The 14,696-nt window shown below is 65.6% G+C and carries 15 protein-coding genes; 6 read left to right on the top strand and 9 right to left on the bottom strand.

Going from position 1 to position 14,696, the window contains the following annotated elements:
• The first annotated feature begins 165 nt into the window (after positions 1-165).
• Complete coding sequence (locus tag ACVIIW_RS08910; protein WP_456700399.1) at positions 166-363, top strand: DUF1674 domain-containing protein; 198 nt, start codon at positions 166-168, stop codon at positions 361-363.
• A 56-nt stretch (positions 364-419) separates the two neighbouring features.
• Positions 420-1,010 carry a thermonuclease family protein gene (locus ACVIIW_RS08905; RefSeq protein ID WP_456700398.1) on the top strand — a complete coding sequence of 197 codons (591 nt, stop codon included), beginning with the start codon at positions 420-422 and terminating at the stop codon, positions 1,008-1,010.
• A 53-nt stretch (positions 1,011-1,063) separates the two neighbouring features.
• On the opposite strand, the gene ACVIIW_RS08900 is transcribed toward ACVIIW_RS08905, so the two are convergent.
• Positions 1,064-1,579 (bottom strand): L,D-transpeptidase, encoded by a 516-nt coding sequence (locus ACVIIW_RS08900; protein ID WP_456700397.1) that lies wholly within the window; start codon positions 1,577-1,579, stop codon positions 1,064-1,066.
• 417 nt (positions 1,580-1,996) lie between these two features.
• Positions 1,997-3,943 carry an acetate--CoA ligase gene (gene acs, locus ACVIIW_RS08895; RefSeq protein WP_456700396.1) on the bottom strand — a complete coding sequence of 649 codons (1,947 nt, stop codon included), beginning with the start codon at positions 3,941-3,943 and terminating at the stop codon, positions 1,997-1,999.
• A gap of 410 nt (positions 3,944-4,353) precedes the next feature.
• Between acs and ACVIIW_RS08890 the strand changes: the two genes are divergently transcribed.
• Positions 4,354-5,523, top strand: coding sequence for a DNA topoisomerase IB (locus ACVIIW_RS08890; protein ID WP_456700395.1), 1,170 nt, complete (start codon positions 4,354-4,356; stop codon positions 5,521-5,523).
• A gap of 11 nt (positions 5,524-5,534) precedes the next feature.
• Here ACVIIW_RS08890 and ACVIIW_RS08885 read toward each other — a convergent pair whose 3' ends face one another.
• Positions 5,535-5,990 (bottom strand): SRPBCC family protein, encoded by a 456-nt coding sequence (locus ACVIIW_RS08885; protein WP_456700394.1) that lies wholly within the window; start codon positions 5,988-5,990, stop codon positions 5,535-5,537.
• 101 nt (positions 5,991-6,091) lie between these two features.
• Here ACVIIW_RS08885 and ACVIIW_RS08880 point away from each other — a divergent pair, with 101 nt between their 5' ends.
• Entirely contained in the window at positions 6,092-7,183 is a 1,092-nt protein-coding gene (locus ACVIIW_RS08880) for an adenylate/guanylate cyclase domain-containing protein (protein ID WP_456705117.1), read from the top strand.
• Between the two features lie 53 nt (positions 7,184-7,236).
• Here the strand turns inward: ACVIIW_RS08880 and ACVIIW_RS08875 are convergent, their stop codons facing one another.
• From ACVIIW_RS08875 to tsaD, 6 genes are all read right to left on the bottom strand, one after another.
• On the bottom strand, positions 7,237-8,178 hold the full coding sequence (locus ACVIIW_RS08875; protein ID WP_456700393.1) for a tetratricopeptide repeat protein: 942 nt from the start codon (positions 8,176-8,178) through the stop codon (positions 7,237-7,239).
• 1 nt (position 8,179) lies between these two features.
• Entirely contained in the window at positions 8,180-9,304 is a 1,125-nt protein-coding gene (locus ACVIIW_RS08870; RefSeq protein WP_456700392.1) for an AAA family ATPase, read from the bottom strand.
• 37 nt (positions 9,305-9,341) lie between these two features.
• A complete protein-coding gene (locus ACVIIW_RS08865; protein WP_456700391.1) occupies positions 9,342-9,782 on the bottom strand; it encodes a hypothetical protein in 441 nt (146 codons plus the stop codon).
• A gap of 260 nt (positions 9,783-10,042) precedes the next feature.
• Positions 10,043-10,456, bottom strand: a complete 414-nt coding sequence (locus ACVIIW_RS08860; RefSeq protein ID WP_456700390.1) for an EVE domain-containing protein — start codon at positions 10,454-10,456, stop codon at positions 10,043-10,045.
• Between the two features lie 2 nt (positions 10,457-10,458).
• Positions 10,459-11,439: an NAD(P)H-dependent glycerol-3-phosphate dehydrogenase gene (locus ACVIIW_RS08855; protein WP_456700389.1), complete on the bottom strand. Its 981-nt coding sequence runs from the start codon at positions 11,437-11,439 to the stop codon at positions 10,459-10,461.
• A gap of 2 nt (positions 11,440-11,441) precedes the next feature.
• Positions 11,442-12,515, bottom strand: coding sequence for a tRNA (adenosine(37)-N6)-threonylcarbamoyltransferase complex transferase subunit TsaD (gene tsaD, locus ACVIIW_RS08850; protein WP_456700388.1), 1,074 nt, complete (start codon positions 12,513-12,515; stop codon positions 11,442-11,444).
• 112 nt (positions 12,516-12,627) lie between these two features.
• Here tsaD and ACVIIW_RS08845 point away from each other — a divergent pair, with 112 nt between their 5' ends.
• Together ACVIIW_RS08845 and ACVIIW_RS08840 are read left to right on the top strand one after the other, a co-directional pair.
• Entirely contained in the window at positions 12,628-13,374 is a 747-nt protein-coding gene (locus ACVIIW_RS08845; RefSeq protein ID WP_456700387.1) for a uroporphyrinogen-III synthase, read from the top strand.
• Between the two features lie 65 nt (positions 13,375-13,439).
• The gene (locus tag ACVIIW_RS08840) at positions 13,440-14,693 is read left to right on the top strand and encodes a COG4223 family protein (RefSeq protein ID WP_456700386.1); all 1,254 of its coding nucleotides are present in this window, start codon (positions 13,440-13,442) and stop codon (positions 14,691-14,693) included.
• Positions 14,694-14,696: the final 3 nt, after the last annotated feature.

Here is a 14,696-nt window from a genome sequence, read left to right as displayed (position 1 = left end):
AGCGGCAGTTCCGCCGGGTAGGCGCATGCCTTAAGATCAGCTTCTGTGGCATGCGAATATGCCAAATGTAAGAACGGCCTCTGGCGATTTCAGCCCGCCGGAGCCATTTCAGCAATGCGTTATTGAACGTCGCGCGCCTGACGATCCTGCGCTAGGACCCGAACGATGAACGACCAGTCTCCTGTCCCCAATCGCAAACCCTTGCCGGCGGCCGCCCAGCGCGCGCTGGCCGAAGCGGAGGCACGCCGGCAAGCCACAGCGGCCCGTGCCGAAGCTGCGCCGAAGGAATTGCAGGGGCCGAAGGGACCCGAGCCCACGCGCTACGGCGATTGGGAGCGCAAGGGGATCGCCTCGGACTTTTGAGGTTCGGATTTTTTAGTCACTTGTCGGTCTGACCCACTCAGCCCTAGCGTGCTTGGATGTCGCGCTTCGACCCAGATAGGTCCGGTCGGTCGTCTTTTGGCGGCTCGCCATTTAGCCGTCGTCTCTCCGGACTGGTGCCGTGGATGTTCATCGTCAGCGTCGTGGTCGCGGTCGTGCTGACCTTCCGGCATGGGACGAATTGGCGGGTGCCGCATCCGGCCGATGGCCGCGCGCAGGATGCCGAGATCATCCTTCGGCATTCAGGCTCTGCCGAGAACCGCCTGCAGGTCGACGTCGTCCGCACCATCGATGGTGACACCTTCCTGGCGCGGGTGCATCAACGCGACGGACGCGATCTCGTCGCGCGGGTTCGGCTGCGCGGCATCGATGCGCCCGAGATGAAGGCATCCTGTCACGACGAGCTTGACAAGGCGGAAGCCGCCACCGAGGCGCTGCGCAACCTGCTCGGCCAGGGCGGCGTCACGATCTACAATCTCGGGACGGAAAAATACGGGCGTGTTCTGGCCGACGTGGCGACCAGACGAACCGCCAACGTTTCGGCGGCGATGCTCGCGGGCGGCTATGCGCGCAGCTACGATGGCGGCCATCGCGATGGTTGGTGTACGCGCGGCTGGCGCTTCTGGTAACAAAAAAGCCGCGTCGAAACGCGGCTCTTTCAATCGCTGTTTGGTGGCTGCGATCAGCGTGTCACGACGACCTTCGTTCCGACCGACACGCGGCTGTAGAGATCGGTGATGTCGTCGTTGAGCATACGGATGCAGCCATAGGAGACGAAGCCGCCGACCGAGTTCGGCACGTTCGTGCCATGGATGGCATATTCTCCCCCGGCCAGCGTCATGGCTGCAACGCCCATCGGGTTGCGCGGCGATCCGCCCGGAATCACGTCGGGAAGCTGCGGCTTGTCGCGCTTCACCTCGGCGGGCGGCGACCAGGCCGGATTGCGATACTTGCCGTCGATGCGGGTGGTGCCGGCCCACTGCTTGCCTGATTTGCCGACACCGACCGGATAGCGCATGGCGTGGCCGTCATCGAGGATGAGATACAGCCTGCGTTCGTTGGTTTTGACCACGATGGTGCCCGGCGAGTAGTCGGCCAGATGGGCGCCCACCAGTTCCGGCCGCGCCTGGGCTGTCGTCGGCATCAAGGCCCCCGCGGCGACGGTCGCGGCCAGCGCGAATGCAATCTTCATCGACATCAATTTTCCCCTCGGCCCGGAACGGATCGTCCAAATTCACGCAAAACCTGAAATCGCCGGCCTCGCCCAGACATTCTCAACGCGCTTGTTAACCGGATGGTTTCCACGCGCGGCCGCCGGGGGCGAGCCGGCAGGGGGAAGAAAGGAAATGTTCGAAATAAAGTAAATGACCTGAAAACAACACTGGGCGGGAAAGATACCACCGCGCCGGGGTGCGCCCTGACAAGTGCGTGAGGGCGTGAACCGGGGGCGTTTTTGGACGGCGTCGGCGCGAAAGGCAGTCTCGTGTCGCGGACGCGGGTGCAACGCTGCTCCGCAGAGCCGGGACTCAGAAGCCAAGCGTTCTGCCGTGACGTGGGCCCCGGCTCTGCAGCGCACCGCCAAAGAGGCGTTGCGCTGCGTCCGGGGCACGGGAGCTCAGACCGACTTCTTGTTCTGCCGGTTCTTCACGAGATCATCGACCACGGCGGGATCGGCGAGCGTCGAGGTGTCTCCTAAGCTGCCCGGTTCGTCCTCGGCGATCTTGCGCAGGATGCGGCGCATGATCTTGCCGGAACGGGTCTTGGGCAGGCCTGGCGCGAACTGGATCTGGTCGGGCGAGGCGATCGGGCCGATCTCCTTGCGGACCCAGGTCACGAGCTCCTTGCGCAGCTCCTCGGTCGGTTCGATGCCGGCCATCAGGGTGACATAGGCGTAGATGCCCTGGCCCTTGATGTCGTGCGGGAAGCCGACCACGGCGGCCTCCGACACCTTCTCATGCGCCACCAGCGCGCTCTCGACCTCCGCCGTGCCCATGCGGTGGCCGGAGACGTTGATGACGTCGTCGACGCGGCCGGTGATCCAGTAATAGCCGTCGGCGTCGCGCCGGCAGCCGTCGCCGGTGAAGTACTTGCCCTTGTAGGTCAAGAAATAGGTCTGCTCGAAGCGGGCATGGTCGCCGTAGACGGTGCGCATCTGGCCCGGCCATGAGCGGGTCAGGCAGAGATTGCCCGTGGTCTCACCCTCCAGCACCTTGCCGTCGGCATCGACGATTTCAGGCACCACGCCGAAGAACGGCTGCGTCGCCGAACCCGGCTTGAGCCTGGTCGCGCCCGGCAGCGGCGTGATGAGAATGCCGCCGGTCTCGGTCTGCCACCAGGTATCGACGATCGGGCACCTGTTGTCACCGACGACGCGGTGATACCACTCCCAGGCCTCGGGGTTGATGGGCTCGCCGACCGAGCCGAGCAGGCGGAGCGAGGCACGCGAGGTCTTCTTCACGGGCTCGTCGCCGCCCTGCATCAGCGCGCGGATCGCAGTCGGAGCGGTGTAGAAGATATTGACCTTGTGCTTGTCGATGACGTTCCAGAACCTGGAATTGTCGGGGTAATTCGGCACGCCCTCGAACATCAGCGTGGTCGCGCCGTTGGCCAGCGGTCCATAGAGAATGTAGCTGTGGCCGGTGACCCAGCCGACGTCGGCGGTGCACCAGTAGATGTCGCCATCGTGATAGTCGAACACGTATTGGTGCGTCATCGCGGCGAACACGAGATAGCCGGCCGAGGTGTGCAGCACCCCCTTGGGTTGGCCGGTCGAGCCCGAGGTATAGAGGATGAACAGCGGATCCTCGGCATGCATGTGCTCGACCGGGCATTCCGTCGTCACCATCGCCGCGGCCTCGTGATACCAGAGGTCGCGGGTCGGGTTCATGTCGATCTTGCCGCCGGTGCGCTTGACGACGACGACCCAGTCGACGCCCTCGGATTTTGCGAGGGCCGCGTCGACATTGGCCTTCAGCGGCACCTTCTTGCCGCCGCGCAGGCCTTCGTCAGCGGTGATGACGACCTTGGACTGGCAGTCGTTGATGCGCTGGGCGAGCGAATCCGGCGAGAAGCCCGCGAACACCACCGAGTGGATGGCGCCGATCCGCGCGCAGGCCAGCATCGCGTAGGCCGCTTCCGGGATCATCGGCAGATAGATGGTGACGCGGTCGCCCTTCTTCACGTTGCGGGTGCGCAGGATGTTGGCCATCCGGCAGACCTCGTCGTGCAGTTCCTTGTAGGTGATGTGCCTGGACTGCGAGGGATCGTCGCCTTCCCAGATGATCGCGGTCTGGTTGGCGCGCTTGTGCAGATGCCGGTCGATGCAATTGTGAGCGACATTGAGGATGCCATCCTCGAACCACTTGATCGAGATGTTGCCCGGCGCGAAGGAGACGTTCTCGATCTTGGTCGGCGCGTGCATCCAGTCGATGCGCCTGGCCTGCTCGGCCCAGAACGCGTTGGGGTCCGCGACCGAGCGGGCATACATGTCCTTGTATTTGGCCTGATCGACCCAGGCGCGCTTGGCCCATTCCGCGGGGACGTCGTAGATCTTCTCGGACATGCTTCCCTCCACATACGGCAAGCCGAGCACAGCGGACTGGCGAGCCGACTTCATCGTTGAACGATTATGCGTCGGGCTAACGGGCCCCGACAAGGAGCACAAGCTGGACCTTCGATGAGCGGCCGGCCATGCGGAGAATCAAGCCGCAACGGCCGGCTGTCGCAATTCTGAAACAGGCCGAGTGGCGGCTTTTGGCTCTTGACCCAAAACCTGGGAAGCGGCCCTTGCAGGGAGCCCATGCGCCGCGGGAGGTATTTGGAGACCGCTTCTCACTGATTCGGGACTCGCAATGCGGTTCGGAACACCCTAAGTGGCTAACCCGGGTCCGAAGAGGCTCTCCAAGCGAGGCTTGGAACAAACGTCAGAACAGCGGCATTGAACGGTAACAGACAGGGCCTGGGCTTAAGACCATGATGGATCAGCAGAATCTCGGGACGATGCGGCCTGCCTCCGCCGATCCTGCTGCCATTGCGCTGGCCAAGGCCCTCGGACAATGGCCCAAACCATCAGGTTCCACCCGTCCCAGCCCGAAAAAGGTCTTCGATGCGGCGTCCCCTGCAACGGTGGAGGCGCTCGCCAAGGAACTGGGCCTGCGGCTCGGCGACCAGAACGAGCTGACCATCCGCCGCATCAAGCGCGGCAAGGGCTATTCCTTCGTCCGTCCCAATGGCGCGCATATCCGTGACGCCCGCACAATCCGTCGGCTGCATGCCATGGCGGTGCCGCCGGCCTACCGCGAGGTGCGCTACTCGGCCGATCCGAGCTCACATCTCCAGGCGGTGGGGCGCGATGCCGCAGGCCGGCTGCAATATCGCTATCACGCCGACTGGGAGAAGGTCCGCGAGCATCGCAAGGCGCATCGCCTGGAAAAGCTGGTTGGCGCGCTGCCCAAAATCCGGCGCAAGGTGTCGGCGTTCCTGTCGGGCGACGAGCCGACCCGCGAATTCGCGCTCTCGGCCGTGATCGAGCTGATCGCGCGCACCGCGATCCGGCCCGGCAACGAATCCTACGCCCGCCTCAACGGCACCCGCGGGGCCACGACGCTGCTGAAGTCCAACGTCACGCTGGAAGACGACTGCTTCGTGCTCACCTTCAAGGCGAAGGGCGGCAAAGCCGTTCGCAAGGAGTGCGACGCCGCCAAGCTGGTGCGCGCCATCGGCATTTTGCAAAGCGTCCCCGGCAAGCGCATGTTCCAGTATCGCGATGCCTACGGCGTCGTGCGCGCCGTCAGCACCACGCAGGTGAACGCGTTCCTGCGCGAGATCGCGGGCATCAAGATTTCGCTGAAGGATTTTCGCACCCTGATGGCCTCGGCTGTCGTCGTGGAATCGCTGTCGCGGATCACGCCGGCGACCAGCCAGCGCGGCCGCAAGAAGCAGGTGCTGGACGCGATCCGCGCCGCCGCCGACAAGCTCTCCAACACGCCGGCGATTTGCCGCAAGAGCTACGTCCACGACACCATCGTCACCGCGTTCGAAGAGGGCATCCTCGAGCGCTTCGCGGCGACCATGAAGGGCCAACGCTCGCAGGCCCGCCGCGAGCAGCTGTTGCAGCAGGTGGTGGCGACCGCGGCGGTGTAGCCCGCGCATCGCTACATATTGTCCGAGATGCCTCGGTCAGGGCCTGGATCGCGGCCCGCGGCGGCGCACGTCAGTCGGTTCAGATAATGCGCCCAGCCTTTCGCGTGGGCGGCCATCTGTTCCTCGGTCGGCAGCCCGCTATGCGTCATGCGCAGCAGCGTGCCATCGTCGCGTTCGATCAGGTCGATCTCGATCAGGCTCGAGCCGGGCGGCACTTCCTGACCGCCCTCCCAGCCGAACGTATAGGCCAGGCGATGCACCGGCACGACCTCGCGGAAGGCGCCCCGGGCGATGCTGCCACGCGGGCCGATACCCCTCAGAAGATAAAGCCCGCCGGGATGCGGCTCGGTGGTCGCATCCGAGCCCATCCAGCTCAGGATTTTCTCCGGATCGGTCAAATAGGCGAAGACGGTGGCACGCGGGGCGGCGATCTGGGTCTCGCGTCGAAATACGAAGGGCTCGGTCATCGGTGATCATCCCCAGGGTGCTCCTGGCACATGGCGGCGCCCAAGCGGCCCGTCAAGGATTGCCCGTGACAAAGACGGTCCTCCTTCGCCATCATCGGATCATGCAACTCTCCCCGACCCTCGCCTGGCTTGTCGACGCCGCCTCGGAAACCGCCGGCGCCGATCGCCTGCTCGCGGACCTCGGCACGCATCTGCTCGCCGACGGCGTGCCGCTTGCGGCCGGCGCCCTGACGCTGGAGGTGCCGCATCCGCTGATCGCGAAGCGGACCTGGTTGTGGCGTGCGGACAACGGCCGGGTGATCGAGGCGCTCGGTTTTGCGCCAGGCGGGCTGCCGCCCGATTTGCCTGACGATGCCGGTCGCCGCTGGCTGCGCGATATCGCGGGCGGCGACGTGCACGAGGACATTGTCGGGCGCGATGGGCCGCTGCTCGGCTGGATCGGTCCGCATCCGTTCACATCAGGCCAAATCGACCAACTGCGCCACGCCGCGCGCTTTGCCGCAACGCCGCTCGCCGCGCTCGCTGCACGCGCGACGTTGCGTGCGACGCTGGAAACCTATCTCGGCAAGCGCAGCGCCGAGCGGGTGCTGGCAGCGCCGTTGCGGCGCGATCTCGGTGAAACCATCCAGGCTGCGCTGCTCTATGCCGATCTGCGCGGCTTCACGACCCTGTCGGAAACCAGTCGGCCTGCCGACGTCATCGCCGCACTCGATGCCTGGTTCGATCGCATCGCCGGTGCCGTTCACGCCTTCGGCGGCGAGGTGCTCAAATTCATCGGCGATGGTGTGCTCGCGATCTTTCCGGTGACAGAGGCGACGCCGCGGCGCGCCTGTGATGCCGCCTTGCGCGCCGCAGCCGCGGCCGAAGCCGGGATGGCGTATCTCAACGCGGAGCGCCGCGCGCAAGGATTGCCGCTACTTTCGTTCGGGGCTGCCCTTCATCTCGGCGAGATGCTCTGGGGCAATATCGGCGCCGCCAATCGGCTCGACTTCACGGCGATCGGTCCCGCCGTCAATCTCGCCAGCCGGCTCGAAGGCCTGTGCAAGCCGCTTCGTAGGACCGTGCTGGTGTCGGGCGCGCTCGCCGCCGAGACGGATATGCCGCTGATCGCGCTCGGACTGCACAAGCTGCGCGGCATTGCCTCGCCATGCGAGGTGCTTGCGCTGCCACAGACGCGAGGGCGGGGATCGTAGCCTGGCGCGCGCGGCTTTTGCGGCCGGGCATCGCGACCGCAGCGGTTCGAGAATCAGGTCGGCGGCGGTTCGCCGGCATTGCTCCTCGCAGGATCATTGTCCTTTACTTGCCTGCGAATTCGGTCGCGTTCCGACTTGATGAAGTCGTTGTCGGGCGCCAGCGTCATTGCGCCCTGCAACGCCGTCAGGGCATCACGCGGCCTGCCCATGGCTTCGAAGATCGCGGCGCGCGCCAACAGACCGCGCGGATCTTTCGGGCTGCGCTTGCCGAACTCGTCGAAGTCGCGCAAGGCGGCATCATAGCTCCGTTGAGCCTGCTGGGTCTCGCCGCGTGCCAGGTAGTAGTCGGCATTGTTGGATTGCCGCCTGATGGCTTCGTTCAAATCGGCCAGAGCCTTCGCATAGTCTTTCAGCCGCAGGTAAGCAAAGCCACGGTAATAATACGCGACCGCCGCTGTCAGCCAGGGCGTCGACGGGCTTGCGGTCTTATCCAGATCCTGAAGCGCCGCATCGTAGTCTCCGCGCGTCATGTAGATCCAGGCGCGGTCGTTGAGGGCCGCAGCGTAGTCGGGCTGGATCTTCAGCGCGGCATTGAAGTCCGACATCGCGCTTTCCGGTGCCCGGTCGCGCTGCATGAAGCCCCGCTGGGTGTAGACCGATGCCAGCTTCGAGCCCGATATCTTGCCGCCATCGATCAATCTGGTGCAGGTGCTTTCCGACGACGGGCCGCTATTGGCAAAGCAGCTCATCACCTCGATGTCCACCGTATTGATCGTCGTCGTCTTGATCGGTGTGGCGGTCGCCTTCTGCGCGATCGGCTTCGCCCAGCTTCCTGCGTTACCCCAGGCGCCGGTGTTGACCGGCTTGCTGATCAGGACCCAGCCCGTGATCAGCACGGCCGTCGCGATGGGCCAAGCGTACCACGACCACCGATACCAGGGATCAATGCTCCACAATGCGCCGTGAAACGCGACGATGCGAACCGCCATGTTCATGTCAGCTGTCCCGGATGGCCGATTGAATGTCGCTCAGCTCGAACTCGGCGACGCTCGCATCGGGGTCTCGCGACGTGCGCAGCGCGTGCGCCTCGCGGGTCTTTTCGAGCAGCGTCCGCATCGAGCGCGCGTTGCCCCATTGCGGATCGTCGCGCTGCGAATCGATCCATGGCGCGAGTACCGTCTCGACGCCGATCGGCAGCAGATATTGCTGCTCCGACGCCATCGCGCGCAAGATTTCACAGAGCTCGAGGCCGTCGTACGGCGGAAAATCGATGGTCTTGGTGAAGCGGCTGGCGAGCCCGGGATTGCTGGCGATGAAGCGATGCATCTCGGTAGGATAGCCGGCGACGATCACGACCAAGCGATCGCGGTGGTCTTCCATGTATTTCAGCAGCGCCTCGATGGCCTCGCGGCCGAAATCACCCTTCCATTCCGCCGGACTGAGGCTGTAGGCCTCGTCGATGAACAGGACACCGTCGAGCGCGGTGCGGCAGACGTCGAGCGTTTTCGGCGCGGTCTGGCCGACGTAGCTCGCGACGAGCTGGCTGCGGTCGGCTTCGATCAGATGGCCTTTGCGGAGCACGCCGAGCGAGCGATAGATGTCGCCGATGGCCCTGGCCACCACGGTCTTGCCGACTCCGGGAGGACCGGTGAACACCATGTGCCGGCTCGTGGCGAACACCGGCAGGCCCTGCTCGCGCCGCCGCCGTTCAACCTCCAGGCTCGCGAGCAGCTTGTTGATCTCGGTCTTGACCGAGGCGAGCCCGACCATCATGTCGACGTCGTCAAGCGCGTCGTCCGCGGTGCGCATCACCATTCTGGTCTCGCCGGTCCCGGGAACGGTCGTCAGCCTGCGGCCGTAAGTGTAGCCGCTTCCGATCGGCACGAAGCCTGACGCCGTGGGGTCGGCTCCAAGGCGGGCGGCGATGTAGCCGATGCCGGTCGCGGAGACGATCGTCAGGGTGATGCCAACGAATCGCAGCACGGTCATGTCGGAGAAGAGCGATCCGATCCAGCCGAAAAAGCCGATCTGCGGATTGAACAGCAGCGCACTAAGGCCTGCCGTCGCCACGCCGATCAGGATGAAAGCGAGGATGAAGCGCGCGTTCACAAGGCTCTGCATTCAAGTCTCACTTGAAAATCTCACCTGCACGCAAATCTCACTTGCATGGTGGACGCCCAGGCCATCGCACCGTAACGGTGCTTGAACCGCCGACCGGCTCCATCTGGGCCGTCGGATAAAGGGATACGAGCAAACCCTTGGCGTCGCCGTCCACAGTCAGCGGGTCGAGGCCGCCGCTGTCGGGCAGCGGGTTTGGCAGGGCAATTCTCTGCGGCTGGTCGGTGACGCGGAAAGAGGGCGATCGATATCTGCTGGTGCGAAACGTGACGATTCCCCCGGCGGGGTTGCCCGGGGTCGATACCGTGATGAATGCGATGGGATAACGGCATTGCCGGCTGTCGGATTGCGCAACGCGCTGGCCATCCGGCGTCAGGGTCGGGATGGCGTCAGCCACCTGTTCCTGCGGCACCAACGCAATGACGGGAGCGTCAGGCGCAGCCCGCGTGATGAGAAACCACCCGATGATGGCTCCGATCATGGCGGCGCCCGCCAGCAGTATCGCAAGCGCCGACGAGGTATCTTTTCGAGCACGGAATGGAAAGGCCCCTGTCGGGCCGTCCGCGGACCCTGGCGATTGCTCGCCGCCGTCCCTTTCTTGCATCGCCATGACGCGAGTAGGCCTGTTGAACGTCCATTCCTCTGCGGTACCTAGGAACTCTGCCGGCAGATATCAATGGTTGTGACGGCGCTCCCGCACTATCACGAATTCGTCACAGCTGGGCCTTCACTTGGAGCGAATCATACCCCGCCCATCTTGCAGACGAGCTTCCATTCCTCAGGCGTCACCGGCTGCACGGACAGGCGCGAATATTTAACCAGCGCCATCTCGGCCAGCTTCTTCTCGGCCTTGATCGCGACCATCGTCACCGGCGTCTTCAAGGGTTTGTCGGCCTTGATGTCGACGCAGACGAACTTTGCCGTCTTGTCGGTCGGATCCGGATAGGCCTCCTTGATGACTTCCGCGATCCCGACGATCTCCTTGCCCTCGTTGGAATGATAGAAGAACGCCTTGTCGCCCTTCTTCATGTTCACGAGATTGATCCGCGCAGTGTAGTTGCGCACGCCGGTCCAGGCTTCGCCCTTGGCGCCCTTCGCGACCTGCTGGTCCCAGGACCACACCGATGGTTCGGATTTCACCAGCCAGTACGCCATGTTCATTCCTCTGCCTTGAAAGGCCGCGTCAACAGTCCGGAGATCGCCGCGTCGATCGTGCTTCTGCCGCCCAGGATTGATGCGACAGCTTCTGATACCGGCATCTCGATGTTTTGCGAAGCCGCGAGCTCGATCAGCACCGGCGCGGTGAATTCGCCTTCGGCAAGCTTGCCCGCGGACGGCGGCTCACCGCGGCCGAGCGCGAGCCCAAGCGCAAAATTGCGCGATTGCGGGCTCGAGCAGGTCAGGATCAGATCGCCGAGCCCGGACAGGCCCGTGAGTGTCTCGCCGCGTGCGCCGAGCGCGCGGCCAAGCCGCGTCAACTCGGCAAAGGCGCGGGTGGTCAGTGCAGCCTGCGCGGAAGCACCGAGCTTGCGCCCGACCGCAATGCCGACCGCGATCGCCAGCACGTTCTTGGCCGCGCCGCCGATCTCGACGCCGCGGATGTCGGTGGAGTGATAGGGACGGAAGGTCGGCGAGCCCAGCGCCTGCACCAGTGCGCTCGCCAGCGCCTCGTCCTTCGCCGCCAGCGTCACCGCCGTCGGCAATCCGTGCGCGACGTCGTGAGCGAAGCTCGGACCGGACAGAATCGCCGGCTGCGCATGCGGCGCGGCTTCCGCGATCACGTCGGTCATGAATTTGTGGGTGCCGTGCTCGATGCCCTTGGCGCAGGCGATGACGGGCGCGGACGGGGTGATGTGCGAGGCCAGCATGTTGACCACGCCGCGCAGATGCTGCGCCGGGGTCGCGATCAGCAGCAAGTCGGCGCGCGCGACTTGTGCGAGCTCGTGTGTGACGACGATCTCCGGCGCGAGCCGCACGCCGGGAAGCCGCGGATTGTCACGGGTCGATGCGATCCGCGCAGCATGGTCGGCGTTGCGTGCCCACAGCGTCACGCTCCTCCCCGCGCGCGCGGCCACCGTCGCCAGCGCCGTGCCCCAGGCGCCGGCACCGATCACCGCGACGGAGCGGAACGGCGTCATGGTCAATACCCCGCCCGCGTCTTGCCGTAGCCATCAGGCGCGGTGGCGTTGGCGTCGAGCAGCCAGCGGGCGCGCGGCTGCGCGTCCATCGTATCGGTGATGCCGAGCGCGAGGCGTTCGGCGCCGGCCCAGGCGATCATTGCGCCATTATCGGTGCAGAGCGCGGGTGGCGGCATGATCAGCTGCGTCTTCGCTTCCCCGGCAACGTCGAGCAGTGCGCCGCGGATCGCCTGATTGGCGGCGACGCCGCCGGCGGCGACCAGCGCGCGCGGCGCGCCGAATTGTTCGCGGAAGAGTTTCAGGCCCACGCGCAGCCGGTCGGCGGTCGAGTCAAGCACTGCGGCTTGGAAGCTCGCGCAGAGATCGCCGATGTCCTGCGGCGTGATCGCGCTGAGCCGGCTCGCCTCGGTGCGCACCGCTGTTTTCAATCCCGACAACGAGAAATTGGCGTCGGGACGGCCCTGCATCGGCCGCGGAAACGCAAAACGCGTCGGATCGCCAGTCGCCGCCGCGCGCTCGACTTCCGGTCCGCCGGGGTAGGGCAGGCCCAGCATCTTCGCGACCTTGTCGAAGGCCTCGCCGATGGCGTCGTCGACGGTGGTGCCGAGCCGCACATATTGGCCGATCCCGGCGACCGCGACGATCTGGGTGTGGCCGCCGGAGGCGAGGAACAGACAATAAGGAAATTCGATGCCGTGCGTCAGTCGCGGGGTCAGCGCATGCGCCTCGAGATGGTTGACCGCGACCAGCGGCGTGTCATGCACGATTGCGATCGCCTTCGCGGTGGTGAGGCCGACGATGACGCCGCCGATCAGCCCCGGTCCTGCGGCTGCCGCAACGCCGTCGAGCTCGGCGAAGTCGATGCCCGCCTCTCTCATGGCGCGCTCGATGATGCCGTCGAGCAGGTCGACATGGGCGCGCGCGGCGATCTCCGGCACCACGCCGCCGAAGCGGGCGTGCTCCTCGACCTGCGACCGCACGATATTGGAGAGGATCTTGCCGCGTCCGTCCGGCGCGCGCTCGACCACCGCCGCCGCGGTCTCGTCGCAGGTGGTCTCGATGCCCAGTACCAGCATTGGCGAATTGTTATCCAATTTGCGCCCTTGCGCTCATCCGTAAAGCAGAGTTCTGGTACGTCCGACAGCATTCGTCAATGCGTCACCGCCACGTGGATCGGGAACACAAGCGATGTCCATTCTTGTCACACGGCCGCATCCCGACAATCAGGCAACAGCGGAGAATCTGCGCGCGCGGGGGCATGTGGTGCTGCTCGCGCCGGTGCTCAAGTTCGAGCCGGTCGCTTTTCATGACGAAGGCGAAACCGGCTACAGCGCCATCATCGTGACATCGGCCAATGCGATCCGCGGCGTCGCGCCGCAATTGCGCGACCGCGGCCTCTTGGAGCTGCCGCTGTTCGCGGTCGGAGAGCACACCGCCGCCGTGGCGCGCGACATCGGCTTCACGAAGGTGCTCGTTGCCGGCGGTGATGCCGCGTCCTTGCGCGATAAGATGATGCAAGGTGCGCGCGACAAGGTGCTGAAGAAAAAGAGTACGCTGCTTTATCTTGCCGGGGCCGATCTGTCGCGGGATCTCGGCGGCGAGCTTGGCGCGGAAGGATTTAGCGTGGTCACGCAAACGACGTATCGCATGGCGCCGGTCAATATCCTGCCGCGCGAGGTCAGCGACGGCTTTGCCGCCCATGGCATCGAGGCGGTGCTGCACTACTCCCGGCGCAGCGCGCGCGCCTTCCTGGATGCGGCCCGGGACGAGGGCGTCGAAATCTCGGCACTCGCGATCCCACAATGCTGCCTGTCCGAGACGGTTGCCAGCGTTCTGCGCGATGCCGGCGCGTCGCAGGTTCTGGTGGCCGCGACCCCGGACGAAAATGCCCTGTTTGACGCCTTGGAGCGTGCTTTGCGGACCCGTTTGGCGTAAGAGGACGGGCCGAATCCGACGCAATCGGGCTCGTCTCTGGTATGCAAGTGTGAGGAACCGTCACGATGGCCGACGACAAGCCTGAAGAGGCAGGATTGGCTCCCGAGTCCGGCCGTGCCAAGCGCACGCCGCCCACCATCGACCTCGAGGCGACCGAAGTCTCCACCCAGCCGCAGGACGTGGTGGGCGAGCCGGAGGCGCAGCCATCGGCTGAGCAGGCAAGATCCGGGCAGGCCGATGTCGATGATGGCACGGTCGAGACCGGCAAGGCTGAGACAGCCAGAGCTGAGACAGACAAGGCTGAGCCGCAGCGAGATGACACGCAAGCCGCTGCTGCGTCGGTCCCCATCTCTCCCTGGGTCATCGCGCCATTTTCCGGCGCCGTCGCGGCCGCGCTCGTGATCGCGGTCGGTTGGGTGCTGGGCTGGCCTGCGGTCCAGGCGCCGGCGGCCGCGCCGCAGGTGACGAGCGCGACCATCGATGCGCTGAGCGGACGTGTCGCCGCAATCGAAGCCAAGGCGGTCAGGCCCGCGCCAGATCCGGCGATGACGTCGCGGCTCGATGCGTTGGAGAAATCCGTCGCCACGCTGCGTAGCGACGTCGCCAATTTGCGTACGCAATCCGACAAGGTCGCGGGCGCATTGAACGATGCGAAATCCGCGCCGCGCGATGCGGCCTCGTCGTCCGGTCTCGCCGCCCTCGACGAGCGCGTCTCCCAGCTCGAGCGCGCCAGCACCTCTGCCCGCGCCGAGATCGCGCAGCAGGGCGAAAAGATCGCCGCCGATGCCAGGCAGACGGACGACAAGCCGCTGCGCCATGTCGTTGCCGCCACACTGCTCGACGTTGCCGTTCGCCATAACGACCCCTATGAGGCGCAGCTCGCAGCCGCGCGGTCGCTTGCGGCCAAGCCCGAGATGCTGAAACCGCTCGACATGTTCGCGGCCTCAGGGATTCCGACGCCGGTCGCGCTGAGCCGCGAGCTCCTCAACATCGTGCCAAAGCTGTCGCCGCCGGCCGAGGCTCCGGCCGCGGGGGCGGGCATCGTCGAGCGGCTCCAGGCTGGAGCATCGAAGCTCGTCAGAATCGAGCGTACCGACGGGGCCGGCACCGATCGCGGTGCCATTGTCGCTCGGATCACGGCGGCGGCGCTGCGCAACGATTTCGTCGAGGCGCGTCGCGAGTTGAAGACACTGCCCGAGGCCGATCGTGCGCCCGCGCAAGGCTGGCTCGACAAGGCCGATGCGCGCGATGCCGCGCTCGCGGCCTCCCGTCAATTTGCCGACGACGCTCTGGCCGGTCTCACCAAGCCTGCGCAATAAGAT

It is taken from the genome of Bradyrhizobium sp. USDA 4449 (assembly GCF_054056275.1).
The sequence above is the reverse complement of the archived record's forward strand: the minus strand, read 5'-3'. Positions and strand labels throughout refer to the sequence as shown.

Coding starts and splice junctions, on each gene's coding strand:
- ACVIIW_RS08910 (WP_456700399.1), top strand. CDS start 166: ATGAACGACCAGTCTCCTGTCCCCAATCGCAAACCCTTGCCGGCGGCC.
- ACVIIW_RS08905 (WP_456700398.1), top strand. CDS start 420: ATGTCGCGCTTCGACCCAGATAGGTCCGGTCGGTCGTCTTTTGGCGGC.
- ACVIIW_RS08900 (WP_456700397.1), bottom strand. CDS start 1,579: ATGTCGATGAAGATTGCATTCGCGCTGGCCGCGACCGTCGCCGCGGGG.
- acs (WP_456700396.1), bottom strand. CDS start 3,943: ATGTCCGAGAAGATCTACGACGTCCCCGCGGAATGGGCCAAGCGCGCC.
- ACVIIW_RS08890 (WP_456700395.1), top strand. CDS start 4,354: ATGATGGATCAGCAGAATCTCGGGACGATGCGGCCTGCCTCCGCCGAT.
- ACVIIW_RS08885 (WP_456700394.1), bottom strand. CDS start 5,990: ATGACCGAGCCCTTCGTATTTCGACGCGAGACCCAGATCGCCGCCCCG.
- ACVIIW_RS08880 (WP_456705117.1), top strand. CDS start 6,092: ATGCAACTCTCCCCGACCCTCGCCTGGCTTGTCGACGCCGCCTCGGAA.
- ACVIIW_RS08875 (WP_456700393.1), bottom strand. CDS start 8,178: ATGAACATGGCGGTTCGCATCGTCGCGTTTCACGGCGCATTGTGGAGC.
- ACVIIW_RS08870 (WP_456700392.1), bottom strand. CDS start 9,304: ATGCAGAGCCTTGTGAACGCGCGCTTCATCCTCGCTTTCATCCTGATC.
- ACVIIW_RS08865 (WP_456700391.1), bottom strand. CDS start 9,782: ATGATCGGAGCCATCATCGGGTGGTTTCTCATCACGCGGGCTGCGCCT.
- ACVIIW_RS08860 (WP_456700390.1), bottom strand. CDS start 10,456: ATGGCGTACTGGCTGGTGAAATCCGAACCATCGGTGTGGTCCTGGGAC.
- ACVIIW_RS08855 (WP_456700389.1), bottom strand. CDS start 11,439: ATGACGCCGTTCCGCTCCGTCGCGGTGATCGGTGCCGGCGCCTGGGGC.
- tsaD (WP_456700388.1), bottom strand. CDS start 12,515: ATGCTGGTACTGGGCATCGAGACCACCTGCGACGAGACCGCGGCGGCG.
- ACVIIW_RS08845 (WP_456700387.1), top strand. CDS start 12,628: ATGTCCATTCTTGTCACACGGCCGCATCCCGACAATCAGGCAACAGCG.
- ACVIIW_RS08840 (WP_456700386.1), top strand. CDS start 13,440: ATGGCCGACGACAAGCCTGAAGAGGCAGGATTGGCTCCCGAGTCCGGC.